Annotated in this window: 24 protein-coding genes; 16 read left to right on the top strand and 8 right to left on the bottom strand. The window is 67.3% G+C overall.

Annotation, left to right across the window (positions count from 1 at the left end; genetic code table 11):
* Nucleotides 1-10 precede the first annotated feature (10 nt).
* Together ILP92_RS10440 and ILP92_RS10435 are read left to right on the top strand one after the other, a co-directional pair.
* Nucleotides 11-697 (top strand): flagellar hook capping FlgD N-terminal domain-containing protein, encoded by a 687-nt coding sequence (locus tag ILP92_RS10440; RefSeq protein WP_198916338.1) that lies wholly within the window; start codon nt 11-13, stop codon nt 695-697.
* Nucleotides 698-772: 75 nt separating this feature from the next.
* On the top strand, nt 773-1,642 hold the full coding sequence (locus ILP92_RS10435) for a phosphotransferase family protein (protein ID WP_198916337.1): 870 nt from the start codon (nt 773-775) through the stop codon (nt 1,640-1,642).
* Here ILP92_RS10435 and ubiB read toward each other — a convergent pair.
* Together ubiB and ubiE are read right to left on the bottom strand one after the other, a co-directional pair.
* Nucleotides 1,622-3,151 (bottom strand): 2-polyprenylphenol 6-hydroxylase, encoded by a 1,530-nt coding sequence (ubiB, locus tag ILP92_RS10430; RefSeq protein ID WP_198916336.1) that lies wholly within the window; start codon nt 3,149-3,151, stop codon nt 1,622-1,624. The genes ILP92_RS10435 and ubiB overlap by 21 nt on opposite strands.
* Before the next feature lies 1 nt (nt 3,152).
* Nucleotides 3,153-3,908, bottom strand: coding sequence for a bifunctional demethylmenaquinone methyltransferase/2-methoxy-6-polyprenyl-1,4-benzoquinol methylase UbiE (ubiE, locus tag ILP92_RS10425; RefSeq protein WP_198916335.1), 756 nt, complete (start codon nt 3,906-3,908; stop codon nt 3,153-3,155).
* A gap of 83 nt (nt 3,909-3,991) precedes the next feature.
* On the opposite strand from ubiE, the gene mutM reads away from it, so the two are divergent.
* From mutM to recF, 6 genes are all read left to right on the top strand, one after another.
* On the top strand, nt 3,992-4,843 hold the full coding sequence (gene mutM, locus ILP92_RS10420) for a bifunctional DNA-formamidopyrimidine glycosylase/DNA-(apurinic or apyrimidinic site) lyase (protein WP_198916334.1): 852 nt from the start codon (nt 3,992-3,994) through the stop codon (nt 4,841-4,843).
* Nucleotides 4,844-4,905: 62 nt separating this feature from the next.
* On the top strand, nt 4,906-5,682 hold the full coding sequence (locus ILP92_RS10415; RefSeq protein ID WP_198916333.1) for an enoyl-CoA hydratase: 777 nt from the start codon (nt 4,906-4,908) through the stop codon (nt 5,680-5,682).
* A gap of 149 nt (nt 5,683-5,831) precedes the next feature.
* Entirely contained in the window at nt 5,832-6,095 is a 264-nt protein-coding gene (rpsT, locus tag ILP92_RS10410; RefSeq protein ID WP_198916332.1) for a 30S ribosomal protein S20, read from the top strand.
* Nucleotides 6,096-6,650: 555 nt separating this feature from the next.
* On the top strand, nt 6,651-8,045 hold the full coding sequence (gene dnaA / locus ILP92_RS10405) for a chromosomal replication initiator protein DnaA (RefSeq protein WP_198916331.1): 1,395 nt from the start codon (nt 6,651-6,653) through the stop codon (nt 8,043-8,045).
* A gap of 111 nt (nt 8,046-8,156) precedes the next feature.
* Nucleotides 8,157-9,275, top strand: coding sequence for a DNA polymerase III subunit beta (gene dnaN / locus ILP92_RS10400; protein ID WP_198916330.1), 1,119 nt, complete (start codon nt 8,157-8,159; stop codon nt 9,273-9,275).
* A 79-nt stretch (nt 9,276-9,354) separates the two neighbouring features.
* Nucleotides 9,355-10,440 carry a DNA replication/repair protein RecF gene (gene recF / locus ILP92_RS10395; protein ID WP_198916329.1) on the top strand — a complete coding sequence of 362 codons (1,086 nt, stop codon included), beginning with the start codon at nt 9,355-9,357 and terminating at the stop codon, nt 10,438-10,440.
* On the opposite strand, the gene ILP92_RS10390 is transcribed toward recF, so the two are convergent.
* The gene (locus ILP92_RS10390; RefSeq protein WP_198916328.1) at nt 10,419-10,862 is read right to left on the bottom strand and encodes a pyridoxamine 5'-phosphate oxidase family protein; all 444 of its coding nucleotides are present in this window, start codon (nt 10,860-10,862) and stop codon (nt 10,419-10,421) included. The two genes, recF and ILP92_RS10390, sit on opposite strands and share 22 nt — an antisense overlap.
* A 140-nt stretch (nt 10,863-11,002) precedes the next feature.
* Here ILP92_RS10390 and ILP92_RS10385 point away from each other — a divergent pair, with 140 nt between their 5' ends.
* On the top strand, nt 11,003-11,623 hold the full coding sequence (locus ILP92_RS10385) for a LysE family translocator (RefSeq protein ID WP_198916327.1): 621 nt from the start codon (nt 11,003-11,005) through the stop codon (nt 11,621-11,623).
* Nucleotides 11,624-11,701: 78 nt separating this feature from the next.
* Nucleotides 11,702-14,119, top strand: coding sequence for a DNA topoisomerase (ATP-hydrolyzing) subunit B (gyrB, locus tag ILP92_RS10380; RefSeq protein WP_198916326.1), 2,418 nt, complete (start codon nt 11,702-11,704; stop codon nt 14,117-14,119).
* A 9-nt stretch (nt 14,120-14,128) separates the two neighbouring features.
* On the opposite strand, the gene pcaG is transcribed toward gyrB, so the two are convergent.
* Genes pcaG through kynU form a run of 4 tightly spaced genes read right to left on the bottom strand, consistent with a single transcriptional unit; the run spans nt 14,129 to nt 17,066 of the window.
* The gene (pcaG, locus tag ILP92_RS10375; RefSeq protein ID WP_198916325.1) at nt 14,129-14,731 is read right to left on the bottom strand and encodes a protocatechuate 3,4-dioxygenase subunit alpha; all 603 of its coding nucleotides are present in this window, start codon (nt 14,729-14,731) and stop codon (nt 14,129-14,131) included.
* Entirely contained in the window at nt 14,731-15,447 is a 717-nt protein-coding gene (pcaH, locus tag ILP92_RS10370) for a protocatechuate 3,4-dioxygenase subunit beta (protein ID WP_198916324.1), read from the bottom strand. Before pcaH ends, pcaG begins: the two co-directional genes overlap by 1 nt.
* Nucleotides 15,444-15,824, bottom strand: a complete 381-nt coding sequence (pcaC, locus tag ILP92_RS10365) for a 4-carboxymuconolactone decarboxylase (RefSeq protein WP_198916323.1) — start codon at nt 15,822-15,824, stop codon at nt 15,444-15,446. Before pcaC ends, pcaH begins: the two co-directional genes overlap by 4 nt.
* A gap of 51 nt (nt 15,825-15,875) precedes the next feature.
* Nucleotides 15,876-17,066 carry a kynureninase gene (gene kynU / locus ILP92_RS10360; RefSeq protein WP_198916322.1) on the bottom strand — a complete coding sequence of 397 codons (1,191 nt, stop codon included), beginning with the start codon at nt 17,064-17,066 and terminating at the stop codon, nt 15,876-15,878.
* A gap of 136 nt (nt 17,067-17,202) precedes the next feature.
* On the opposite strand from kynU, the gene ILP92_RS10355 reads away from it, so the two are divergent.
* The 4 genes from ILP92_RS10355 (at nt 17,203) to ILP92_RS10340 (ending at nt 19,852) form a co-directional block, all read left to right on the top strand.
* On the top strand, nt 17,203-18,009 hold the full coding sequence (locus ILP92_RS10355; RefSeq protein WP_198916321.1) for a glutaredoxin family protein: 807 nt from the start codon (nt 17,203-17,205) through the stop codon (nt 18,007-18,009).
* A 63-nt stretch (nt 18,010-18,072) separates the two neighbouring features.
* Nucleotides 18,073-18,996, top strand: a complete 924-nt coding sequence (gene trxA / locus ILP92_RS10350; RefSeq protein ID WP_198916320.1) for a thioredoxin — start codon at nt 18,073-18,075, stop codon at nt 18,994-18,996.
* A gap of 26 nt (nt 18,997-19,022) precedes the next feature.
* Complete coding sequence (locus tag ILP92_RS10345; protein WP_198916319.1) at nt 19,023-19,664, top strand: LON peptidase substrate-binding domain-containing protein; 642 nt, start codon at nt 19,023-19,025, stop codon at nt 19,662-19,664.
* The gene (locus tag ILP92_RS10340; protein ID WP_198916318.1) at nt 19,661-19,852 is read left to right on the top strand and encodes a Trm112 family protein; all 192 of its coding nucleotides are present in this window, start codon (nt 19,661-19,663) and stop codon (nt 19,850-19,852) included. Before ILP92_RS10345 ends, ILP92_RS10340 begins: the two co-directional genes overlap by 4 nt.
* On the opposite strand, the gene ILP92_RS10335 is transcribed toward ILP92_RS10340, so the two are convergent.
* The gene (locus tag ILP92_RS10335) at nt 19,849-21,105 is read right to left on the bottom strand and encodes a UbiH/UbiF/VisC/COQ6 family ubiquinone biosynthesis hydroxylase (RefSeq protein WP_198916530.1); all 1,257 of its coding nucleotides are present in this window, start codon (nt 21,103-21,105) and stop codon (nt 19,849-19,851) included. The genes ILP92_RS10340 and ILP92_RS10335 overlap by 4 nt on opposite strands.
* 49 nt (nt 21,106-21,154) lie before the next feature.
* On the opposite strand from ILP92_RS10335, the gene ILP92_RS10330 reads away from it, so the two are divergent.
* Nucleotides 21,155-22,483 (top strand): amidase, encoded by a 1,329-nt coding sequence (locus ILP92_RS10330; RefSeq protein ID WP_198916317.1) that lies wholly within the window; start codon nt 21,155-21,157, stop codon nt 22,481-22,483.
* 116 nt (nt 22,484-22,599) lie between these two features.
* Nucleotides 22,600-23,781 carry an aminotransferase class I/II-fold pyridoxal phosphate-dependent enzyme gene (locus tag ILP92_RS10325; RefSeq protein WP_198916316.1) on the top strand — a complete coding sequence of 394 codons (1,182 nt, stop codon included), beginning with the start codon at nt 22,600-22,602 and terminating at the stop codon, nt 23,779-23,781.
* The last annotated feature ends 7 nt before the right edge of the window (nt 23,782-23,788 follow it).

Below are 23,788 nucleotides of genomic sequence, written 5' to 3'. Positions count from 1 at the left end.
GAGCATCATCGTGGACATTCCTTCAACGGTCGCCGCGCCATCCCAAAAAGCGCCTTCGCCCGGCCCGGACAAGAGCCAGTCCCCCGAGGCCAGCACCACGATCTCGTCGGACTTCGACACGTTCCTTCAGCTCCTGACGGCGCAGATCCGCAACCAGGATCCTCTCGATCCGATGAAGTCCGAGGAATTCGCGGTCCAGCTGGCGACGTTCTCGAATGTCGAACAATCGGTGCGATCGAACGACCTGCTCGAAGCCATCCTGGCCAGCGGCGGCGGCAATGAATTCACGGCGATGTCGAGCTGGATCGGCCGGGACGTGCGCGCGGCAATGCCGGTGCAGTTCTCGGGCGATCCGATCAGCCTGGACCCGCCGCTGCCCAAAGCGGGGTCCCGACAGGAGCTGGTCGTCTTCAACGAAACCGGCGCCGAGGTCTATCGTCGCCAGGTCTCGTCCACCGGCGCGCCGCTGGACTGGGCGGGCACCACGACGGCCGGTCCCATGGCGGGCACCGGTATCTATAATTTCGCCGTCGAAAGCTTCGAAGCGGGAACCCTCGTCGCAAGCGAAGCCGTGCCCGCCTATGCGCGGGTGTCCGAATTGCGCTCGGGCACGTCCGGCCCGATCCTGGCCTTCGCGGGCGGTGTCGAGATCGCCGGATCGGCGGTAACCGCCATCCGCGAGGCGGGGGGCCAGTGACAGTCCATGTCAGGGGGCTGGGCAGGTCGGGCCCGAGCGGGTAACACGGCGCGCACCTGATATGGGGTGCAGACCGTGTCCGATACGATCACGAACGAATTGGCGCGATGGGTCGAAGCCCGCGATCTGTCCGAGCGCGGCGCGATCTGGCAGCGTCTGGGCCCGACGCGCACCAACCTTGTCTGGCGGGTCACCGGCGCTGGCGGCAACCCGGTGGTGGTCAAGCTATTCGCCCCGACGCGGTCCACGCCACTGTTCCCAAACGATGCCGACGCCGAGTGGCGCGCCTTGGACGTTTTGCAAGGAAGCGGACTTGCGCCCGCACCGATCGCCCGCGCGACGACGCCATGGGGGCCGATCATCCTTTCGACCTTCGTGCCAAGCGCGGGCGAGCCCGGGCCACACGCACTGGGGGCGGGATTGCGCGATCTGCACGGCCGGGATCCGTTGCACGAGCTGCGCAGACTGGCGCTGGACGGACCGGCCCTGATCGCGACCGGTCACGCGATGCTCGACGATTGCGACGTCGACCGCGCCGCCCGGCTCACCGCCCTGGCACCCGAGCCGCCCGCGCCCGAGGGCCCCGGACGGGCATCGTTCCTGCACGGCGATCCGGTGGCGTCGAACGTGCTTGCCAAAGATGGGCGGGCGGTGTTCGTCGATTGGCAATGCCCCGCATCAGGCGATCCGGTCTTCGATATCGCCTGCGCGCTTTCCCCGTCCATGCGCCTGTCCTGCGGCCGAACACCCTTTTCCGAAAGCGAAATCGACGCGGTTCTGCGGGGATATGGCGACGAGGAAACCGGCGGAAGATATCGCCGCTGGAGCGCGGTCTTTGCGTGGCGCTTCGCGTGCTACGCGGCGTGGTGCGGCGCGAACGGCCGCGAGGGACGCGCGTCCGGGTTTCGCGCCGAAATCGCGCTTCTAGAGCGTCTCGGCCAGTAGCACGCCCAGCGCCATCAGGACCGCGCCTGCGCCCATCCCCCCGAGCACCCAAGGCCAGCGGGACGGGACCGGATCCTTGGCGGGAACCGATTGGGCGATCAGCGCGGCTTCGGCCATGGCGGGCAGTTTCGGCCCGAAGCGCGACAGGACGATCGCCGTGCGGGTCAGGTCGCGCAGCAGGGCCTTGGGGCCGATGTTGTCGCGGATATAATCCTCGACGATGGGGCGCGCGACCTCCCAGATGTTGATCTGCGGGTTCAGCGAGCGGGACACGCCCTCGACCACCACCATGGTGCGTTGCAGCAGGATCAGCTCGGTCCGGGTTTCCATGCCGAAGCGTTCCGTCACCTCGAACAGATATGACAGTAGCCGCCCCATCGAGATGCGCGACGCGTCCATGCCGAAGATCGGCTCGCCCACCGAGCGCAAGGCGCGGGCGAACTCGTCCACGTCGCGATCCGGCGGCACGTACCCGGCTTCGAAATGCACCTCGGCGACGCGGCGGTAATCCTTGCGGATGAAGCCGAACAGGATCTCGGCATAGACGCGGCGGGTGTATTCATCCAGCCGCCCCATGATCCCGAAATCCAGCGCGATGATGTCGCCGTTCGCCGCGATCTTCAGGTTGCCCTGGTGCATGTCGGCGTGGAAGAAGCCATCGCGCAGCGCGTGTTTCAGGAACAGCTGCAACACCCGTTCACCCAGCGCGTGGCGGTCGTGTCCCGCGGCCTCGATGGCGGCAATGTCGTTGGCGGGGATGCCCTCGGCCCAGCCCAGCGTCATCACCCGGCGCGACGAGGCGAACCATTCGACCGACGGGACGCGAAAGCCATCGTCGCTTTCGGTGTTGGCCTTGAATTCGGCCGCCGCCGAGCTTTCCATGCGCAGGTCCAGCTCGCCCCTGACGACGCCGTCGAAATGCTCGATCACGTCCATGGGCTTCAGGCGGCGCGCGCCGGGCGCCAGCAGATCGACGCAGCGCGCGGCCAGGTAGAAGGCGTCCACGTCCTTGCGGAAGTCGCGTTCGATGCGGGGGCGCAACACCTTCACCGCCACGTCCTTGCCCGACTCGCGCAGCGTGGCGCGGTGGACCTGCGCGATCGAGGCCGCGGCGACGGGTTCGGAGAAGTGCGAGAACACGGTGTCGAGCTCGATTTCCAGCTCGCGCTCGATCATGTCGCGCGCCTGGGCCCGCGGAAATGGCGGCAGCTTGTCCTGCAACACGCGCAGTTGCGCGGCCAGCTCGTCACCGACCACGTCGGGGCGGGTGGACAGGACCTGCCCGAACTTGATGTAGGCGGGGCCAAGCGCGGTCAGCGCGCGGGTCGCCGGGGGCTGGTTCGGATCGCCCTTGTAGCCCAGCCACTTGAACGGCCAGCCCAGGATGCGCGCGGCCAGCCGCACCGATGGCGGGGCCGAGAACGCTTCGAGCACCACGGGCATGGCGCCCGTGCGCTCAAGCGTGGCGCCGGTGCGGACCAGGCGCCAGATGTTGTGGGGGCCTCTCACGTCAGAGCTTCCAGCCCGAATGCAAAGCGGCGATGCCCATGGAAAGGTTGCGGTATTTCACCTGCCCGAAGCCCGCGGCGCGGATCATGTCGGCGAAGGTTTCCTGATCCGGGAAACGGCGGATCGACTCGACCAGGTACTGGTAGCTGTCGCGGTCGCCCGCGATCATCTGGCCCATGCGCGGGATGACGTTGAAGGAATAAAGATCGTAAGCCCGCTGCATCAGGTCGTTGGGGATCTGGCTGAACTCCAGCACCATCAGGCGGCCGCCCGGTTTCAGGACGCGGTAGGCCTCGGACAGGGCGTCGGGGATGCGCGTGACGTTCCGGATGCCGAAGCTGATCGTGTAGACGTCGAAACTGTTGGCGTCGAAGGGCAGCGCCATCGCGTCGCCCACCACCCAGTCCAGCTTGTCGGCCAGCGCCTCCGCCTCGGCCCGTTTGCGACCCTCGATCAGCATGGGCTCGGTCAGGTCCAGCACCGTGGCCGACGCGGAAGGCGCGCGCTTGAGGAACCGGAACGCGATGTCGCCGGTGCCGCCCGCCACGTCCAGCAGGCGCTGGCCGCGCCGCGGCGCCAGCCAGTCCATCATGGCGTCCTTCCACAGACGGTGGATGCCCACGGACATCACGTCGTTCATCACGTCGTAGCGCGACGCCACCGACGAGAAGACGCCGTGCACGCGGCCCGCTTTTTCGGATTCGGGCACGGTCTGATAGCCGAAATGGGTGGTGCTCTGGTCGTCGGCGTCGCTCATCTTCGGTCCTTCGGGATCGGGTGGCTTGTCATATAGCCCGCCCGCGTCGATATAACGAGACGCCCGATCAGTGAAAGCCTTGCATGCCCGAATTGCCCGAAGTCGAGACAGTCCGTCGCGGGCTGGAGCCCGCCATGGCCGGTCGGACCATCGCGCTGGCCGAGGTGCGGCGCCCGGACCTGCGCTGGCCTTTCCCCGATGCGATGGCCGAGCGGCTGTCGGGCGCCCGCATCGACGCGCTGGGGCGACGGTCGAAATACCTTCTGCTTCATCTCGACCGGGGCGAGACGCTGATCGTGCATCTGGGCATGTCGGGCCGGATGCAGGTCGAGCACCAGAAACTGGGCGTCTTTCACCACGAAACTGCGCCGCTCGCGCAGCATGACCACGTCATCTTCCACATGGATCACGGAAGCCGCGTCGTCTTCAATGATCCGCGGCGCTTCGGCGCCATGGACCTGGTCGCGACGGACCGGCTGGACGACCATTGGCTGCTTGCCAAGCTGGGGCCGGAACCGCTGGGCAACGCCTTCGACGAGGATCACCTGGTCGCGGCCTTCGCGGGGCGCAACACGCCGGTGAAATCGGCGCTTCTGGACCAGAGAATCGTCGCGGGCCTGGGCAATATCTATGTCTGCGAGGCGCTGCATCGCGCGGGGATCTCGCCGCGACGCAAGGCGGGCCGGATCGCCGCCCGGCGCGTGCGCGCGCTGGTCCCGATCATCCGCGACACGCTGGGCGATGCGCTCGAGGCAGGCGGGTCGAGCTTGCGCGACTACCGGCAAGCCGATGGCGCGCTTGGATATTTCCAGCACACGTTCCGGGTCTATGACCGCGAAGGCTCGCCTTGCGTCACGGATAGATGTGGCGGGACAATCAGCCGGATCGTGCAGTCCGGACGATCCACTTTTCACTGTCCGCAATGTCAAAGATAGCTTGAACCGTGCGTTCGCGCTGGTAAGGCTGGCGAACTGACGCAACAGCGAAAGCATTCCCCATGGCCTTCAAGACCATCGTCGTCGATATCGACGACCACGTCGCACTGATCCGCCTGAACCGCCCCGACGCGATGAACGCCCTGAACCAGAAGCTGGTGTCGGAACTGGCGCAGGCCGTCACCGACGCGGACCACAACGAGAAGGTGCGCTGCATCGTCATCACCGGCTCGGAAAAGGCCTTCGCCGCCGGGGCCGACATCAAGGAAATGGCCGAGAAAAGCTTCGTCGAGGTCTTCACATCGGACCTGTTCGGCGCGGACGTCAAGCGGATCGAGGCCGTGCGCAAGCCGATCATCGCCGCCGTGGCGGGCTACGCGCTGGGCGGCGGCTGCGAGCTTGCGATGCTGTGCGACTTCATCATCGCCGCCGACACCGCCAAGTTCGGCCAGCCCGAAATCAACCTGGGTGTGGTCGCGGGCATCGGCGGCACCCAGCGCCTGACCCGCGTGGTGGGCAAGTCGAAGGCGATGGAGATGCACCTGACCGGCCGCTTCATGGATGCCGAAGAGGCCGAGCGCGCCGGGCTGGTCAGCCGCGTCGTGCCCGCCAAGAAGCTGATGGAAGAGGCGATGTCGGCAGCGCAGAAGATCACCGAGAAGTCGATGATCGCGACGATGGCGGTGAAGGAAGCGGTCAACCGCAGTTACGAGACGACGCTCAGCGAAGGCATCCTGCACGAACGCCGCCTGTTCCAGTCGCTGTTCGCCACCGAGGATCAGAACGAGGGGATGAGCGCGTTCCTCGACAAGCGCGAGGCGCAATTCCGCGACCGCTAGGCCTTTACGAACCCGGCGGCGTGCCGTATAGCGCCGCCCACATGCGTGTGAGACCCGCCTTGGTCGGATGTCCCGGTTGCTGAAACCCGGGCGACGGGTTTTGCCACGCAACCAGTTTTGAACAAGACCCGTCCGAAGGAACAGATCCCATGGCAAACACCCCCCAGTCCAAGAAGCGCGCGCGCCAGAACGAAGCCCGCTACCAGATCAACAAGGCCCGCCGCTCGCGCATCCGCACCTACCTGCGCCGCGTCGAGGAAGCGATCGCCTCGGGCGACAAGGACGCGGCCGCCACCGCGCTGCGCGAAGCCCAGCCCGAACTGATGCGCGGCGTCACCAAGGGCGTCTATCACCAGAACACCGCGTCGCGGAAAATGTCGCGTTTGTCCAACCGCGTGAAGGCGCTGGGCTGACCGGAAAGCCACATCGAATGGTTAAGAAAAAGAGCACGCCACGGCGTGCTTTTTTGTTCCCGACCGTCCCGAAAAAAGAGTTTCCGCACGGATTCAACGGGCTAAAAGATTCGGCGCGGGAAACCGCCGAGTCAACTGTCTTAATCCTGTTGCGAGGTCGCTTAACCCCTTGCTACGTTGATCCTGCGATTCACGACTGGGGGGACATGGAAAGGCGAAAGCCAGCGGGATAATCGGCCTATGACAACTCAGGTCGGCGTTTCGTTTCCAACCGTACATATCACAGCGTCTCGGATTTGCTGCTGCCAAGAATCGGCTGCCGGGACGCACAGTGTAAAACGGAAATGTCCATTCGTATTCTGCAGAGGTCGACCGCCGCGCCGCCTATTCGGTGCGAGGGGACTTTTGCATTGCGTTTCGTGAGCTGACGCGACGGGCGGGATCGATTCCCGTCTGCCGGTCGGCTTGCGCGATCCGGTGCCGTGACGGCACAAGGCGGCGCCACATGCTGAAGGGCGTCGTAAAAGGATAGATACGGGGACAAGGCATTTGAACATGACGCAAGAAACCTGGGGCGCGGTACGAGAGCAGCTTAAATCGAAGGTCGGGCACAACAACTTCGCGGCGTGGATCGAACCACTTGAATTTTCCGAGCTCAGGGACGGCGTGCTGACCTTCGTGGTGCCGTCCAATTTCATGGGCAACTGGGTGGACCGCTACTTCCGCGACTCGATCCTGCATGAAGTGAATTCCAACGGGCACACGGTCCGCCGCCTGCAATACCGGGTGCGCGACGCCGCGAACGCCCCCGCGACGCCGGTGGCCTCCGAAACGGCCCCCGCCAAGGCGGCCGCGGCGCCGCCCCCCGCGAAATCCGCCCCCGCTGCGAAGTCGGTCACCTTCGCCGAAACCGGCGCGAAGCTCGACGAGCGGTTCACCTTTTCCAGCTTCGTCGTGGGCAAGCCCAACGAACTGGCCCACGCCGCCGCGCGCCGGGTGGCCGAAGGCGGGCCGGTGTCGTTCAACCCGCTCTTCATGTATGGCGGCGTGGGCCTGGGCAAGACGCACCTGATGCACGCCATGGCCTGGGAGCTCAGCGCGCGCCGCCCCGATCTGCGGATCCTGTACCTGTCGGCCGAGAAGTTCATGTACCGCTTCGTGCAGGCCCTGCGCGACCGCGACATGATGGGCTTCAAGGAGCTGTTCCGCTCGGTCGACGTGCTGATGGTCGACGACATCCAGTTCATCGCCGGCAAGGAAAGCACGCAGGAAGAATTCTTCCACACATTCAACGCGCTGGTCGACCAGGGCAAGCAGGTCATCCTGTCGGCCGATTGCGCGCCCGGCGACATCGAGGGCATGGAGCAGCGCATCGTGTCCCGGCTGCAATCGGGCCTGGTGGTCGACGTGCATCCGACGTCCTACGAGCTGCGCTTGGGCATCCTGCAATCCAAATGCGGCCCGTTCGGCCAGCAATTTCCGGGCGTGACCATCGGCGACGGCGTGCTCGAACTGCTGGCTCACCGGATCACAGGAAACGTCCGCGTGCTCGAAGGCGCGCTGACGCGGCTTTACGCCCACGGATCCTTCATGCACCGCGAGGTCGATCTGGACCTGGCGCAGGAATGCCTGCGCGACCTGCTGCGCCAAAGCGACGTGCGCGTGACCATCGACGAGATCCAGCGCAAGGTGGCCGATCATTTCAACATCAAGCTGTCGGACCTGCTCGGCCCCAAGCGCAACCGCCAATTCGCGCGGCCCCGCCAGATGGCCATGTACCTGGCCAAGCACCTGACCGAACGCTCGCTGCCCGATATCGCGCGCCGGTTCGGCGGGCGCGATCACACGACGATCATGCACGGCGTCAAGAAGATCGACCAGCTGCGCATCGAAGATCGCCAGATCGAAGAGGATCTGACCATGCTCAAGCGCGCCCTGGGTGGGAACTGACCGCGCGCTTGACCATTCCGCAACAATACGGGCACTTTGCGCGCAAATGACGTTGCATCGGGGCGGAAAGCGGATAGCGTGACCGCCCCGACACCTGCCTGGAGTTCAGACATGAAGATCAGCATCGAGCGTGGCGCGCTTCTGCGCGCGGTGGCCCGGGCGCAGTCGGTGGTCGAGCGGCGCAACACCATCCCGATCCTGGCCAACGTGCTGATCGAAGCCGAGGGCGACGAGGCCACGTTCCGCGCCACCGACCTGGATATCGAGGTGGTCGACAAGGCCCCCGCCAAGGTCGAACGCGCGGGATCGACGACCGTGAACGCGGTCACCTTCCACGAAATCGTGCGCAAGCTGCCCGACGGCGCCCTTGTGCAACTGACCGATGACGGCGCGTCGGGGCGGATGAACGTGGAAGCGGGCCGGTCGAACTTCGCGCTGGCGACGCTGCCGAAGCAGGATTTCCCGGTCATGACCTCGACCGAGTACAGCTCGAACTTCAAGGTGGCCGCACCGGTGCTGCGGCGGCTCTTCGACAAGGCCAAGTTCGCCATCTCGACCGAAGAGACGCGCTATTACCTGAACGGCGTCTACATGCATGTCGCCGACGGCGAAGACGGCCAGGTGCTACGCTGCGTGGCCACCGACGGGCACCGCCTGGCCCGGATCGACGCGCCCCTGCCCGAAGGGGCCGATGGAATGCCGGGCGTGATCGTGCCGCGCAAGGCGGTGGGCGAGCTGCGCAAGCTGCTGGACGACGACGACATGGAAATCGCCGTGTCGGTCAGCGACACCAAGGTGCGCTTCGCCACCAACGAGATCACGCTGACCTCGAAGGTGATCGACGGCACGTTCCCCGACTACACGCGGGTGATCCCGCAGGGCAACACCCGCAAGCTGGAAGTGGACGCCGCCGATTTCGCCCGCGCGGTGGACCGGGTGGCCACGGTCAGCTCCGAGCGGTCGCGCGCGGTGAAGCTGCAGCTGGACGAGGACAGGCTGATCCTGTCTGTCAACGCCCCCGATGCGGGCAACGCGGAAGAAGAGCTGGTCGTCGCCTATTCCGACGAGCGGCTCGAGATCGGCTTCAACGCGAAATACCTGCTGGAAATCGCCAGCCAGGTGGACCGCGAGAACGCGGTGTTCCTGTTCAACTCGTCCGGCGATCCCACGCTGATGCGCGAGGGGTCGGACATGTCGGCGGTCTACGTGGTCATGCCGATGCGCGTGTGATTTCGGTGGGACCTGGGGGGCCAGCCCCCCAGACCCCCCTGAGGTATTTCCGGAAAGATGAAGCAGGACGGGCGCGCGGATGTATCTGACGCGTCTGGAGCTGTCGCATTTCCGCTCGCATCGGCGGGCGGTCCTTGATCTGGATGCTCGGCCGGTGGTGATCTATGGGCCGAACGGCGCGGGCAAGACCAATCTGATCGAAGCGGTGTCGATGCTGTCGCCCGGGCGCGGGCTGCGGCGCGCGGCGGCCGATGACATGATGCGCAGGCCCCAATCGGTGGGCTGGCGGATCGGGGCCGAGATCGCCGGACCCGGCGCGGTGCACGAGGTCGACACCCGCGCCGAGCCCGGGCAGGGGCGCACCGTCCGGATCGACGGCAAGGCGCAGCCGCAGGTGGCGCTGGGTCGGCTGATGCCCATGACGTGGCTCGTGCCCAGCATGGACCGTCTGTGGATCGAGGGCGCGGACGGGCGGCGGCGGTTCCTGGACCGCATGACCCTGAGCTTCCTGCCCGGCCACGGCGAGGCGGTGCTGGCCTATGAAAAGGCCATGCGTGAGCGGAACCGGCTGCTGAAGGACCAGGTGCGCGACCCGGCGTGGTACGGCGCGCTCGAGGCGCAGATGGCGGATGCGGGCGCCGACATCATCGCGGGGCGCAAGCTGGCGCTGGCGCGCGTTCAGGCCGCGCAGGAGGATGCCGCGACGGCGTTCCCGGTCTCGGACCTCGCGCTGGTGGATCCCGAGGGCGCGCCGGATTTCGGCGCGGATGCGCTGGCGGCGGGGCGCGGGCGCGACATGGCCGCGGGGCGCACGCTGGTCGGGCCGCACCGCGCCGATCTGCGGGCCGTCTACCGCGCCAAGGGCGTGGAGGCGGCGCAATGCTCCACCGGCGAGCAGAAGGCGTTGCTGATCTCGCTGATCCTGGCCAATGCGCGCGCCCTGCGCGACGACCGGGGCCAGGCGCCCATCGTGCTGCTCGACGAGGTGGCGGCCCATCTGGACGAAGCTCGGCGCGCGGCACTCTACGACGAGATCTGCGCGCTGGGCGTGCAGGCCTGGATGACGGGCACGGGGCCCGAGTTGTTCGACACCCTCGGCGACCGGGCCTTGCGCGTCCGGGTCACCGAAGAAGACGGCGAAAGTCAGATCGTGATCGACCCCTGATCCATGCCGTCCCACCAGGTGATCCGTTCCGCGTCGACCCGCAGCATCACCATGCCCGGCGTGTCGATGCCGTCCTCGAACCAGTATTCCAGGTCCTTGTTCCAGTGGTCTGCGAAGGTCGATTTGTCGTCGATGATCCGGGCGCGTCCCTGCACCGACAGCATGGCGCCGGGTTTGCCGACCAGGCCCAGCACCCCGCCCGAGCCCTGGAACGCCATCCCCACGCGGTCGTCGCGGCGGATATCGGCCACCATGCGGGTATCGTCGCGGGTGAAGAACCAGCTGGACCCGTCGTACTCCACGTCCTTGTTCGTCGACATGGGGCGGGCGGCGATGCGGTCGCCGTCGGTATGCGTCTCGAGCATGCAGAAGTCGATCTTCTTCATCATCTCCGACAGGTCTGACAGGGTCTTGTCGCCCATGGCGCGAAATCTCCGGTTGCTGCGGCACGTCATGCGCCGTCTTCGGTGAACGCGGGGGCGGTGCGCTTTGTTTCCGCCGCCTGGCGGATCGGCGGAAAGGGTCTTGTGGGGCCTTCGCCGGTCTGCATTAGCTCGCCCCCATGACCCTGTCCCCCGTCGACCTGGCGCTTTACGCCGCGGGCCTGTTCGCCCTGTTCCTGACGCCCGGCCCCGTCTGGGTGGCGCTGCTGGCGCGGGCTTTGTCGGGCGGGTTTCACGCGGCTTGGCCGCTGGCGCTGGGCGTCGTGGTGGGCGACGTGCTGTGGCCGCTGGCGGCGATCCTGGGCGTGGGCTGGGCCGTGTCGGTCTATGGCGGCTTCCTTGGCGTTCTGAAATGGGTAGCGTGCCTGGTCTTTTTGGGCATGGGCGCCGCGATCCTGCGCCACCGCGATGCCGATATCGGGCGCGACAGCCGCCTGACGCGGCCGGGCATGGGGGCGGGTTTCGTCGCCGGGCTGGTGGTGATCCTGGGCAACCCGAAGGCCATCCTGTTCTACGCCGGGATGCTGCCGGGCTTCTTCGACCTGGGCGGATTGACCGGCTGGGACATCGCCGTGATCTGCGGCTTGTCGGCGGGGGTGCCGTTGCTGGGCAACCTGGTCCTGGCGCTGAGCGTGGCGCGGGTGCGCCGTCTTCTGGCGTCGCCGACGGCCGTGCGCCGGACCAATACCGTCGCCGGGATCCTGCTGATCTGCGTGGGTCTGGCAATTCCGCTTCTGTGACACCAAATATTGTGTCTATGGCGTGACAAGGTGGCGAAAAACCACTAGAAAATGTCAGCAACAATCACGCAGGCGCACATGACCGAACAGACCCTTCCCCCCGAGGAATACGGCGCGGATTCCATCAAGGTTCTCAAGGGCCTGGAAGCCGTGCGCAAACGCCCCGGCATGTATATCGGCGACACCGACGACGGGTCGGGGCTGCATCACATGGTCTACGAGGTCGTGGATAACGGCATCGACGAGGCGCTGGCGGGCCACGCGGACGCCGTGACGGTGATTTTGCACGCCGATGACAGCGTGTCGGTCAGCGACAATGGCCGCGGCATTCCCGTGGGCATCCACGAGGAAGAGGGCGTCAGCGCGGCCGAGGTCATCATGACCCAGCTGCACGCGGGCGGGAAATTCGACCAGAACAGCTACAAGGTGTCGGGCGGCCTGCACGGCGTGGGCGTGTCGGTGGTCAACGCGCTGTCGGACTGGCTGGAGCTGCGCGTCTGGCGCGACGGCAAGGAACACGTGGCGCGCTTCGAAGGCGGCTACACGACGGAACACCTGAAGGTCGTGGGCGATGCGGGTGGCCGCAAGGGGACGGAAGTGCGGTTCCTGGCGTCCACCGACACGTTCAGCAACCGCGAATACAGCTTCGAGACCTTGGAAAAGCGCCTGCGCGAGCTGGCCTTCCTGAACTCAGGCGTGCGGATCATCCTGCGCGACGAACGCCACGCCGAGCTGCGCGAGACCAACCTGTTCTACGAAGGTGGCGTGAAGGAGTTCGTGAAGTATCTCGACCGCTCGAAGCATCCGGTCATGGCCGAGCCGATCTTCATCACCGGCGAACGCGACGGCATCGGCGTCGAAGTCGCCATGTGGTGGAACGACAGCTACAACGAGATGGTGCTGCCCTTCACCAACAATATCCCGCAGCGCGACGGGGGCACCCACCTGGCGGGGTTCCGGGGCGCGCTGACGCGGACGATCAACCTTTACGCGGGCTCGAGCGGGATCGCGAAGAAGGAAAAGATCAGCTTCACCGGCGACGACGCCCGCGAGGGGCTGACCTGCGTGCTCAGCGTCAAGGTGCCCGATCCGAAATTCTCCAGCCAGACCAAGGACAAGCTAGTGTCGTCCGAAGTGCGGCCCGCCGTCGAAGGGCTGGTGAACGAGAAGCTGGCCGAGTGGTTCGAAGAGAACCCGGCCGAGGCGCGCAACATCGTCACCAAGATCGTCGAGGCCGCTCTGGCCCGCGAAGCGGCGCGCAAGGCGCGCGAGATGACGCGCAAGAAATCGTCTCTGGACGTGGCGAACCTGCCCGGCAAGCTGGCCGATTGCCAAGTGAAGGACCCCGCTCAACGCGAGGTCTTCCTGGTCGAGGGCGACAGCGCCGGCGGCTCGGCCAAGCAGGGCCGGGCGCGGTTCAACCAGGCGGTACTGCCGCTGCGGGGCAAGATCCTGAACGTCGAGCGCGCGCGCTTCGACCGGATGCTGGGCAGCCAGGAGATCGGCACGCTGATCACTGCCTTCGGTACCGGCATCGGGCGCGACGAGTTCGACATCGACAAGATCCGCTATCACAAGATCATCATCATGACCGATGCCGACGTGGACGGCGCCCATATCCGCACGCTTCTGCTGACGTTCTTCTTCCGGCAAATGCCTGAAATCATTGAAAAAGGGTATCTCTACATCGCGCAGCCACCGCTTTACAAGGTGATGCGCGGCAAGTCCGAGGTGTACCTGAAGGACGAACCCGCGCTCGAAGATTACCTGATCCAGCAGGGTGTCGAAGGCGCCGTCCTGCGCCTGAAGGACGGCACCGAGATCGCGGGCAACGACCTGCTGCGCGTGGTGGAAGAGGCGCGCCAGGTCCGCCGCATCCTGCAGGCGTTTCCGACCCATTACCCCCAGCGGATCCTGGAACAGGCCGCCATCGCGGGCGCGTTCGAGGCCGGACAGGCCGATGCCGACCTGCAGGGCACCGCGACCCGGGTTGCCGAACGGCTGGACCAGGTGGCGGTGGAATACGAAAAGGGCTGGCAGGGCCGCATCACCCAGGATCACGGCATCCGGCTGGCGCGGATCCTGCGCGGGGTCGAGGAAATCCGCACCCTGGACGGGGCCGTTCTGCGCTCGTCCGAGGCGCGGCATCTGGGCGAGCAGACCCGCGCGCTGCAGGGTGTCTATCGCGACCCGGCGCACCTGGTGCGCAAGGAGCGTGACCAGCTGATCCACGGCCCGCTGGACCTGTTGAACGCCATCACCGACGAGGGCGAGCGCGGCCTGACCCTGCAACGCTACAAGGGCCTGGGCGAGATGAACCCCGACCAGCTGTGGGAAACCACGCTTGACCCCGAAGCCCGCACACTGCTGCAGGTGAAGATCGACGACGTGGCCGAGGCCGACGACATTTTCACCAAGCTCATGGGCGACGTGGTCGAACCGCGCCGCGATTTCATCCGCTCCAACGCGCTGTCGGTGGAAAACCTGGACACCTGAGCCGCGTGTTCAGAAGTCCAGGAACACCGTCTCGCGCGCGCCCTGCAGGCGGATGGTGAAGCTGTAAGCGGTACCATCGGCGGCCATCACCAGCGTCTCGCGCCGGTGCGGCGGGTCGATCAGCGCCAGAAGCGGATCGCCTGCGTTGTCCTCGTCCCCGAAATACAGCCGCGTGGACAGGCCCACATTGATGCCGCGGGCCAGCAGGAAGACGTTCAGATGCGGGGCCTGCATCCGCGCGTCGCGGCCGGGAACGGGGCCGGGTTTGACGGTTTCGAACCGAATCGCGCCGTCGTCGAAATCCGCGGCGACACGGCCGAAGCCATTGAAATCCTGAGATATGTCCCGGACGCGCGGGTCCTCGGGATGGTTGTAGATGCCGTTCGGATCGGCCTGCCAGATCTCGAACAGCAGATCGCGCACCGGTGCACCCGTCGCGTCGAGCACGCGGCCCGAGACGCCGATCCGCTGGCCGGGGCAGGCGGGACCGGCGATGGCCTGGCCCAGTTCGGGCTCCAGCCCCCGAAAGCCCGCGACCGTCGGCATCGTGCCGATGTGCACGAAGGGGCCGGCGGTCTGGGACGGGGTTTCCTTGGGGTATTCCACCGGCATCACGCGCCCTCGGGCCGGTTTTCGAACGGCGTCTGCCGCCGCCCGCGCAGGGTGATGTCGAAGCGATACGCCAGGCTGTCCAGCGGGATCGACGCGTTCAAATCCAGCGGTGCCACCAGCCGGTCCAGCGCCGCCGGATCGGGAAGGGTCTGCGCGATCGGGTCCTGGTCGCGCAGCGGGTCGCCTTCGAAATACATCTGCGTGACCAGCCGCTGCGCTAGCCCCGCGCCGAAGATCGAGAAGTGGATATGCGCCATGCGCCACGAATTGCCGTGGTTGCGGAACGGGTAGGCGCCGGGCTTGATGGTGCGCAACGTGTAGCTGCCATCGGCGCCCGTCAGGCAGCGCCCGCAGCCCGAGAAGTTCGGATCGAGCGGGGCGAGGTAGCCGTCGTTCACGTGCCGATAGCGCCCGGCGGCATTGGCCTGCCAGACCTCGAGCAGCGCGCCCGCGACGGGGCGCAGGTTCTCGTCGGTGACGCGACCGTGCACCAGGATACGCTCGCCGATGGCAGGCGCGCCGGTGAAATTGTGGATCAGATCCGCGTCCCGCGGACCCAGCGCGGTGTGGCCGAAGGTGGGGCCGGTGATCTCGGATAGGGATTGCTCGACCGACAGCAGCGGAAGGCGCGGACTGCGGGTTACGGACGTCTTGTAGTCGGGCGTATGGGCCGGGGGGTGCCAGCGGCGATCGCGCGGGATGTAGGGCGCGCTCACACCTCGATCCCCATCTCGGCAAAGGTGTCGCGGGCGATCTTCAGCGCGTGGTTGGCGCGCGGCACGCCCGCGTAGATGGCGACGTGTTGCAGCGCCTCGGCCACGTCGCGCGGGGACGCGCCTGTGTTGGCCGTGGCGCGGATATGCATGGCGATTTCATCGAAGTTACCGGTCGCCGCCAGCAGCGCGATGGTCAGCATGGACCGCTCGCGGCGGCTGATGGCGTCCGATGCCCAGACCGTGCCCCAGGCGGCTTCGGTGATCATGTCCTGGAAGGGCGCGTCCAGATCGGTCCGCGCAGCCTCGGCGCGGTCCACGTGGGCATCGCCCAGGACCGCGCGGCGGACCTTCATGCCGGTGTCGTGTCGGTCGCTCATCTGGCAGGGGTCCCTTGCGTCGATGCGCTCAGACTACGCCAGGGCCACGGGTCAGGTCACGCGCGATCTGACGTTGAATTCCGGCGCGCGCCACGTCTCGTCGCGGAACACCGCTTCGATCCGCTCGGCCGCGGCGACGATATCGGCTTCGTCCAGGTAAAGCGGCGTGATCCCGAAGCGCATGATGTCGGGCGGTCGAAAATCGCCGATCACGCCTTGGGCGATCAGCGCCTGGATCGCGGCGTAGCCCTGCTCGTGTGCGAAGGACACCTGCGAGCCGCGCTGCCCCGCGTCGCGGGGCGAGACAAGGCGCAGCATGGGGCAGCGCCGCTCGACCTCGGCGATGAAGCGGTCGCTGAGTGCCACGGATGCGGCGCGGATGTCGTCCATGGACAGCCCGTCGAACGCGTCAAGCGCGGCATCGAGGATCGACAGCTGGATCACCGGCGGGGTGCCCACCCGCAGCCGTTCGGTGGACATGGCGGGCGTGTAGTCCCGCGCCATGGCGAAGGGCTCGGCGTGGCCCATCCAACCCGCCAGCGCGGGCGCCACGCCGTCGATGACGTCGGGCCGCGCGTAGATGAAGGCGGGCGCGCCGGGCCCGCCGTTGAGATACTTGTAGGTGCAGCCCACGGCGAACTCGGCGGCGCTTGCGGTCAGGTCCACCGGTATCGCGCCCGCGCTGTGGGCCAGGTCCCAGATCATCACCGCGCCCGCCGCGTGGGCCGCTTCGGTCACCGCCTGCATGTCGTGAACACGCCCCGTGCGGTAATCGACCTGCGTCAGCATCACCACCGCCACGTCGTCCGTGATCGCGGACACCACGTCCTGCGACGCGGGCGTGACGATCCGGTGGCCGCGACCCATGGTGTCGATCAGGCCCTGCGCCATGTAAAGATCGGTCGGGAAGTTGCCGCTGTCCGACAGGATCACCTTGCGCTCGGGGCGCATCTTCAGCGCGGCGTCCAGCGCCTGATAAACCTTGATCGACAGGGTGTCCCCGGTCGCCACCGAGCCCGGCGCCGCGCCGATCAGCCCCGCGATCCGGTTGCCCACGCGGGCGGGCAGGTCCATCCAGCCCGCGCTGTTCCACGCCCGGATCAGCTGGGTGCCCCATTCGTCCTGCAGCACGCGGGCCGCCCGTGCGCCCGCCGCGCGGGGCAGGGGGCCCAGCGAATTGCCGTCCAGGTAGATCACGCCCGGCGGAAGGTCGAACAGGTCCTTGCGCGGCAGTGATGTCATGGTGCGTTCCCTTGGCTGAGCGTTCCCACCTCCCTATGCGGCGCCGGGACGCGATGCCAGCCGCGCCGGGGCGCCGGTGTTGAAATTCCCGCCCCGAAGCGCCACTTGAGGTGCGGAAAAACACTGGGGACGGATCATGGCAACGGCCGACAGCATCGAGACCGCTTTGGACAAAAGCCACGGCGACGGCAAGCGCGCGGCGCTCTACCGGATGGCGCGTCCGGGGCACCTGTGCCCGTTCGGGCTGAAATCGAAATCCATGCTTGAGCGGTGGGGCTTCACCGTCGACGACAACCTGCTGGAAACCCGCGAACAGATCGACGCCTTCAAGGCCGAGCACGACGTGGCGACCACGCCGCAGACCTTCATCGGCGGGCAGCGCATCGGCGGCTATACCGAGCTGAAGGCGCATTTCGGCTACCGCGTGCTGGGCAAGGGCGACACCACCTATCGCCCGGTGATCGCCATCTTCGCCACCACGGCCCTGGCCGCGTTGGCGATCGTCCTGAACCTGTACGACGGCTTGCCGATCCTGACATGGCTCAAGTGGTTCTTCGCCCTGTCCATGGTGGCGCTGGCGATCCAGAAGCTGCAGGACGTGGAAGGCTTCGTGAACGGTTTCCTGGGCTACGACCTGCTGGCGCGGCGCTACGTGCCCTACGGCTATGTCTATCCCTTCGCCGAGGCCTGGACCGGCATCGGCATGATGGCCTTGATCGGCACCGGCAGTCCGCTGATCTGGCTGGTGGCGCCCGTGGGCCTCTTCATCGGCACGATCGGTGCGATCAGCGTGATCAAGGCGGTCTATATCGACCGGCGCGAGCTGACCTGCGCCTGCGTCGGCGGCGGCTCGAACGTGCCGCTGGGCTTCATTTCGCTCAGCGAAAACCTGGCGATGGCGGGCATGGCGCTGTGGATGCTGGGCGCTTGGGCCGCGGGCTGACGGCTTGCAACCGGCCCCGAGCGGCGCCATGTAGGCCCCAAACGAAGTGCGTGAGGATGTGACATGATCGAACTGGGACAGGGCACCGCCGCCCCCGCCACCGACCTTATCAAGGACGGCTCGGAAGCCACCTTCATGGCAGACGTGGTCGAGGCCAGCCAGCAGGTCCCGGTGATCGTGGATTTCTGGGCGCCGTGGTGCGGGCCCTGCAAGACGCTGGGCCCGATGCTCGAGCAGGCGGTGACCGCCGCCAAGGGCGCGGTCAAGATGGTCAAGATCAACGTGGACCAGGCGCAATCCATCGCCCAGCAATTGCAGATCCAGTCGATCCCGACCGTCTATGCCTTCTTCCAGGGCCAGCCCGTCGACGGCTTCCAGGGCGCTGTCCCGCAATCCGAGATCAAGGCCTTCGTGGATCGCCTGGTGCAGCAATCGGGCGGCGCCCAGGGGGGCGGCGATGACGGCCTGGCCGAAGCCGTGGCCGCCGCCGACGAAATGCTCGAGGCGGGCGAGGCCGTGGACGCCGCCCAGACCTACGCCGCGATCCTGGGCGAAGACCCCAAGAACGCCGCCGCCCATGCGGGCATGGTGCGCGCGCATATCGCCATGGGCCAGCTCGACCAGGCAGAGGCGATCCTGAACGGCGTCGATGCCGACATCAGCCACGCGCCCGAGCTGGAAGCCGCCCACGCCCAGCTGCAACTGGCCCGCCAGGCCGAAGGCGCCGGTCCGGTGGACGATCTGCGCGCCGCCGTCGACGCCGATGCCGACGATCACCAGGCCCGGCTGGAGCTGGCGCAGGCGCTGCACGCGCACGGCCAGACCGAAGAGGCCGTGGACCAGCTGCTCGAGCTTTTCCGCCGCGACCGCGACTGGAATGACGGCGCCGCGCGGGCGCAGCTTTTCACCATCTTCGACGCACTTCCGCCCCAGGATCCCATTGCGCTGAAAGGGCGCAGGAAGCTGTCGTCGATGATATTTGCCTGAGGTCTGACGCGGCCTAGTTCAAGGTCATGTTCAATGCCGCAGACCTGCCCCAGACCCTGGCCGTCTTTCCGCTGCCCGGAGCCTTGCTGCTGCCGCGCGGCAAGCTGCCCCTTCACATATTCGAGCCGCGCTACCTGGCGATGGTCGAAGATTGCATGAAGACCCCGCATCGCCTGATCGGCATGGTGCAGCCCCGCGACGTTCCCGAAGGGGCCGCCCGTCGGCTGCACGCGATCGGCTGCGCGGGTCGGCTCAGCGGATTTTCCGAGACCGACGACGGACGCTACATGATCACGCTGTCGGGCATGTCGCGCTTCCGCATCAAGGCCGAAGTCGAAGGCTTCGAGCCCTACATGCGGTGCGACGTGTCGTGGGACGGGTTCGAGCGCGACCTGGGCCAGCCCGAACGCGATCCCGGCTTTCGCCGCGACAAGTTCCTGGAGCTTCTCGATCGGTATTTCAGTGCCGAAGAGCTGAAAACCGATTGGGGGTCGCTGACCGAGGCCGAGGACGAGCTGCTGATCAACGCCTTGTCGATGCTGTGCCCGTTCGAGCCCGAGGACAAGCAGGCGCTGCTGGAGGCCCCGACCCTTGCGACCCGGCGCGAAACCCTGGTCACGCTGATCGAATTCGCGCTGCGCGGCGGGGACGAAGACCGCCCCCAATGACCGACGCGCCCCACACCGGCCACGACCGCAAGATGCTCGAAGCGCTGGTCTGCCCGCAGACCCAGGCGCCGCTGCATTACGACCCCGAACGGCAGGAGCTGGTGTCGAAGGCCGCGCACCTGGCCTATCCGATCCGCGGCGGCATCCCGATCATGCTGATCGACGAGGCCCGCTCGCTCGAGGATTAGACCCGCCGACCGCCAAGCAGTTTCGGGCGATCCCCGGTCAGACCGGCGGCTTCGCGGATGAACCGGCGGCGAAGGCCGGGCAGCGCGTTCACCAGGCCAAGCCCCGCGTCACGCGCCGCGCGCAGCAGCGGGTTGTCGTTGGAAAACAGGCGGTTGAACCCGTCGGTCGCCAGCGCCAGCGCGTTCACGTCGAAGCGCCTCCACTGCTCGTACCGGGCCAGCACGGCTTCGGTGCCGATATTCTCGCCCCGGCGCCGCGCCAGCGTCAGGACTTCGGCAAGACTGGCCACGTCCTTCAGCCCCGCGTTCAGTCCCTGGCCCGCGATGGGATGGATCGCGTGCGCCGCGTCGCCCACCAGCGCGGTGCGGTCTGCGTAGAAGCGTTGCGCGATGCTCAGAGCCAGCGGATAGGTATAGCGCTTCCCCGCCAGCGAGATCTTCCCCAGGAAATCCCCGAACCGGGGCCGGAGCACGTCCAGATAGGCGTCGTCGGGCAGGTCGGTCAGCGCCTGCGCCCGGGCGCGCTGCTCGGTCCAGACGATCGAGCTGCGATTGTCCTGCAGCGGCAGGATCGCCAGCGGGCCTTCGGGCATGAAGAACTGGTGGGCGACGCCGTGGTGGTCACGCTCGTGCCGGATCGCGGCGACCAGCGCGTTCTGGCCGTATTCCCAGCCCATCCGCTTGATCCCCGCGCGCCGGGCGACGCCGGATCCGCGCCCGTCGCAGCCCACCAGCAGCGCGGCGTTCAGCGTGTCGCCCGTGTCCAGCGTAACCGTGATCCCGTCCGCCGCGGGCTGTTGCGCCACCACCCGCGCGCCGTCGATCGCCGTGATGCGCGCATTCGCCTGCACGGCGGCAAGCAGAACGGGCCGCAGGTTGCGATCCTCGACCATGAAGCCCATCGGGCCTTCCTCGATCTCGGCATGGTCGAATTCCAGCATCAGCGGCGATGGCCCCTGTCCCACGCGCCCGTCGGTGATGCGGATGTCCAGGATCGGCTGCGCACCGGCCTTGAGCTCGGCCCACAGCCCCAGCGCGCCCAGCATCGCCTTGCTGGCGACTGAAAGGGCATAGGACCGGCCGTCGAACCCGCCCGCGCCGCGCGTGGTCTGCGCCACCGGATCGACCAGCGCGACCGACAGGCCGCCCTGGGCCAGGGCCAAAGACAGGGCGCAGCCGTTCAGACCGCCGCCCGCGATGATGACATCGTAATCCATGCGCCAGATATCGGTGCTCGGGCGGGCGTTGTCCATGCGCCGCGGTGCCGCTACCGTCAGGCCATTCGGTTTCGCGGGGTCTTTCATGGACGACATTCTTTCGGCGACGGCCTGCGACCTGGGGCGCGCGATCGGCGCGGGCGATCTTGATCCGGTAACGGTCACGGAAAGCTACCTGGACGCGGCGAAATCCCATCCGCTGAGCGCGCGCATCTACGCGCGGCTCACCGAAACCCGCGCGCTGGCCGAAGCCGAAGCCGCCGCGTCCCGCGCCCGTGCCGGGACGCGCAAGGGACTTCTGGACGGCGTGCCGCTGTCGTGGAAAGACCTTTTCGACAGCGCGGGCGTCGCGACGGAAGCAGGAAGCGCCCTGCTTTCGGGGCGGGTGCCCGAACGCGACGCCCAGGTGCTGCGCCGCGCCACGGCGGCGGGGCTGGTGTGCCTGGGCAAGACGCATATGAGCGAGCTCGCCTTTTCGGGCCTGGGCCTGAACCCGTCCACCGCGACGCCGCCTTGCGTGAACGACCCGGACGCGGTGTCCGGCGGCTCGTCCTCGGGGGCGGCGGCGTCGGTGGCGTTCGGGCTGGCGCCCTGCGGCATCGGGTCGGATACCGGCGGGTCGATCCGGCTGCCCTCGGCGTGGAACGACCTGGTGGGCTTCAAGCCCGGCCACGGCGCGCTGCCCATGGGCCGCGTGGTGCCGCTTTGTCCCAGCTTCGACACGCTCGGCCCGCTTGCCCGCTCGGTCGAGGACGCGGGCCAAGTCTGCGCCGCGCTCGGCGGCTGGCGCGCGCCCGATCTGCGCGGGACATCGCTGGCGGGCAGGCGGTTGATGCTGTTGGAGACGGGCGCCATGCAGGACCTGGCGCCGCAGGTGGCGGACGGGTTCGCGCGCGCGGTCGCGGCGCTGGAAGACGCAGGCGCGAGGATCGAGCGGCGGGACATCCCCTGCGTCGCGACCGCGCTAGACCAGAGCGGGCTGGTCTTCGCGCCCGAAGCCTACGGCCTCTGGAAGGACACGATCGAGGCCGATCCCGACGCCATGTACCACCAGATCCTGACCCGCTTCCGGGCTGGCGCGGATGTCTCGGCCCCCGATTTCGTCGCGGCCTGGCAGGTGCTCGAAGACGCGCGGCGCGACTATTCCGCCGCGACGGCGGGGTTCGACGCGGTGATACTGCCGTCCTGCCCGATCCTGCCGCCGAAACGCGCACGGCTGCAGGACGACCGGGACTATTACGTCGAGAAGAACCTAATGACCCTGCGCAACACCCGGATCGGCAACCTGCTGGGGCTTGCGGCGATCAGTCTGCCCACCGGCGTGCCCTCGACCGGGATCCTGATGCAGGTGCAAAAGGGCCATGAAAGCAAGCTCTTGCGCCTGGCGCACGCGGCGGAACGGGCGCTGGCCTAAAAGCCACAGCGCCCGCCACCGCCCCGAAAAACCCCGACGCGCCACTGGACCGGACGCCCGCCCATCGGCTACGCTCTTGGCAAATGGGGCAAAAGACCCCTGATTTGAGGCGATAGATGCAGCTCCCAGCGCGGTTTCAGACCCTGCCGGACTACGCGTTCCCGCGTTTGCGGGGGCTTCTGGACGTGCACGCGCCGGGTGGCGACATTATCCACATGACCATCGGCGACCCGCGCCACGACCCGCCGCCTTTCGTCATGGACGAGATCGCGGTCCACGCGGCCAGCTTCGCCAACTATCCCCAGAACGACGGCACCCCGGCGCTGCGCCAGTCCATCGCCGGGTGGCTCAAGCGGCGCTACGGGGTCGAGGTCGCGCCCGAGACGCAGATCCTGCCGCTGAACGGCACGCGCGAGGGGCTGTTCAACGCCGCCGTGGCACTCTGCCCCGAGCAAAAACACGGTCGCGTGCCCTTGGTGCTGACGCCGAACCCCTTCTACCAGGTCTATGCCGTGGCAGCACTTGCCATGGGCGCCACCCCGCATTACGTGCCCGCCACGGCGCAGACCGGGTTCCTGCCGGATTATGCCGGGCTGCCCGCGGACGTGCTGGACCGGACCGCCATCGCCTATATTTGCTCGCCCTCGAACCCGCAGGGCGCGGTGGCCGACGAAGCGTATTGGCGCAGACTGTTCGAGCTGGCCGAAAAGCACGATTTCCGCATCTTCGCCGACGAATGCTATTCCGAGATCTACTGCGGCACGCCGCCCCCCGGCGCCATGCAGGTCGCGTCGCATATGGGGGCCGACCCGGAACGGCTGGTGATCTTCCATTCGCTGTCCAAGCGGTCCAACCTGGCGGGCCTGCGCTCGGGCTTCGCGGCTGGGGGCGTGCAAAGCATCACCGCGCTGAAAACCCTGCGCAACTACGCGGGCGCGCCACTGCCCACGCCGCTGCAGGCCGTCGCCACGCGCGCCTGGGCGGACGAGGCGCATGTGGAGGCCAGCCGCGCGCGATACGTCGCGAAATACGAGATCGCCGACCGGGTGTTCCGGGGCATCCCCGGCTGTGCCGCGCCGGATGCGGGGTTTTTTTTGTGGCTGCCGGTCGATGACGGCGAAGCGGCGGCACTGAAGCTGTGGCAGGAAACGGGCGTGCGGGTGCTGCCGGGCGCCTACCTGTCGCGCGATACGCCAGCGGGCAATCCGGGCAAGGGATACATCCGCGTGGCGATGGTGGCGGATGAAGAAGAAATGGCGCGCGGACTGCGATTGATCCGCGACAGCCTGTATAAATGAGGACGAG

This window comes from Palleronia pontilimi, assembly GCF_016412875.1.
Lineage (GTDB): Bacteria > Pseudomonadota > Alphaproteobacteria > Rhodobacterales > Rhodobacteraceae > Palleronia > Palleronia pontilimi.
This window is presented reverse-complemented; position numbering and strand designations above follow the sequence as displayed.

What these genes read in the sequence shown, in the direction of transcription:
- ILP92_RS10335 (WP_198916530.1), bottom strand. Translation starts at nt 21,105, where the DNA reads ATGGACAACGCCCGCCCGAGCACCGATATCTGGCGCATGGATTACGAT.
- gyrB (WP_198916326.1), top strand. Translation starts at nt 11,702, where the DNA reads ATGACCGAACAGACCCTTCCCCCCGAGGAATACGGCGCGGATTCCATC.
- ILP92_RS10340 (WP_198916318.1), top strand. Translation starts at nt 19,661, where the DNA reads ATGACCGACGCGCCCCACACCGGCCACGACCGCAAGATGCTCGAAGCG.
- ILP92_RS10345 (WP_198916319.1), top strand. Translation starts at nt 19,023, where the DNA reads ATGTTCAATGCCGCAGACCTGCCCCAGACCCTGGCCGTCTTTCCGCTG.
- dnaA (WP_198916331.1), top strand. Translation starts at nt 6,651, where the DNA reads ATGACGCAAGAAACCTGGGGCGCGGTACGAGAGCAGCTTAAATCGAAG.
- ILP92_RS10385 (WP_198916327.1), top strand. Translation starts at nt 11,003, where the DNA reads ATGACCCTGTCCCCCGTCGACCTGGCGCTTTACGCCGCGGGCCTGTTC.
- trxA (WP_198916320.1), top strand. Translation starts at nt 18,073, where the DNA reads ATGATCGAACTGGGACAGGGCACCGCCGCCCCCGCCACCGACCTTATC.
- recF (WP_198916329.1), top strand. Translation starts at nt 9,355, where the DNA reads ATGTATCTGACGCGTCTGGAGCTGTCGCATTTCCGCTCGCATCGGCGG.
- pcaG (WP_198916325.1), bottom strand. Translation starts at nt 14,731, where the DNA reads ATGCCGGTGGAATACCCCAAGGAAACCCCGTCCCAGACCGCCGGCCCC.
- ubiE (WP_198916335.1), bottom strand. Translation starts at nt 3,908, where the DNA reads ATGAGCGACGCCGACGACCAGAGCACCACCCATTTCGGCTATCAGACC.
- ILP92_RS10330 (WP_198916317.1), top strand. Translation starts at nt 21,155, where the DNA reads ATGGACGACATTCTTTCGGCGACGGCCTGCGACCTGGGGCGCGCGATC.
- ILP92_RS10355 (WP_198916321.1), top strand. Translation starts at nt 17,203, where the DNA reads ATGGCAACGGCCGACAGCATCGAGACCGCTTTGGACAAAAGCCACGGC.
- kynU (WP_198916322.1), bottom strand. Translation starts at nt 17,066, where the DNA reads ATGACATCACTGCCGCGCAAGGACCTGTTCGACCTTCCGCCGGGCGTG.
- rpsT (WP_198916332.1), top strand. Translation starts at nt 5,832, where the DNA reads ATGGCAAACACCCCCCAGTCCAAGAAGCGCGCGCGCCAGAACGAAGCC.
- ILP92_RS10415 (WP_198916333.1), top strand. Translation starts at nt 4,906, where the DNA reads ATGGCCTTCAAGACCATCGTCGTCGATATCGACGACCACGTCGCACTG.
- pcaC (WP_198916323.1), bottom strand. Translation starts at nt 15,824, where the DNA reads ATGAGCGACCGACACGACACCGGCATGAAGGTCCGCCGCGCGGTCCTG.
- mutM (WP_198916334.1), top strand. Translation starts at nt 3,992, where the DNA reads ATGCCCGAATTGCCCGAAGTCGAGACAGTCCGTCGCGGGCTGGAGCCC.
- dnaN (WP_198916330.1), top strand. Translation starts at nt 8,157, where the DNA reads ATGAAGATCAGCATCGAGCGTGGCGCGCTTCTGCGCGCGGTGGCCCGG.
- ILP92_RS10325 (WP_198916316.1), top strand. Translation starts at nt 22,600, where the DNA reads ATGCAGCTCCCAGCGCGGTTTCAGACCCTGCCGGACTACGCGTTCCCG.
- ILP92_RS10390 (WP_198916328.1), bottom strand. Translation starts at nt 10,862, where the DNA reads ATGGGCGACAAGACCCTGTCAGACCTGTCGGAGATGATGAAGAAGATC.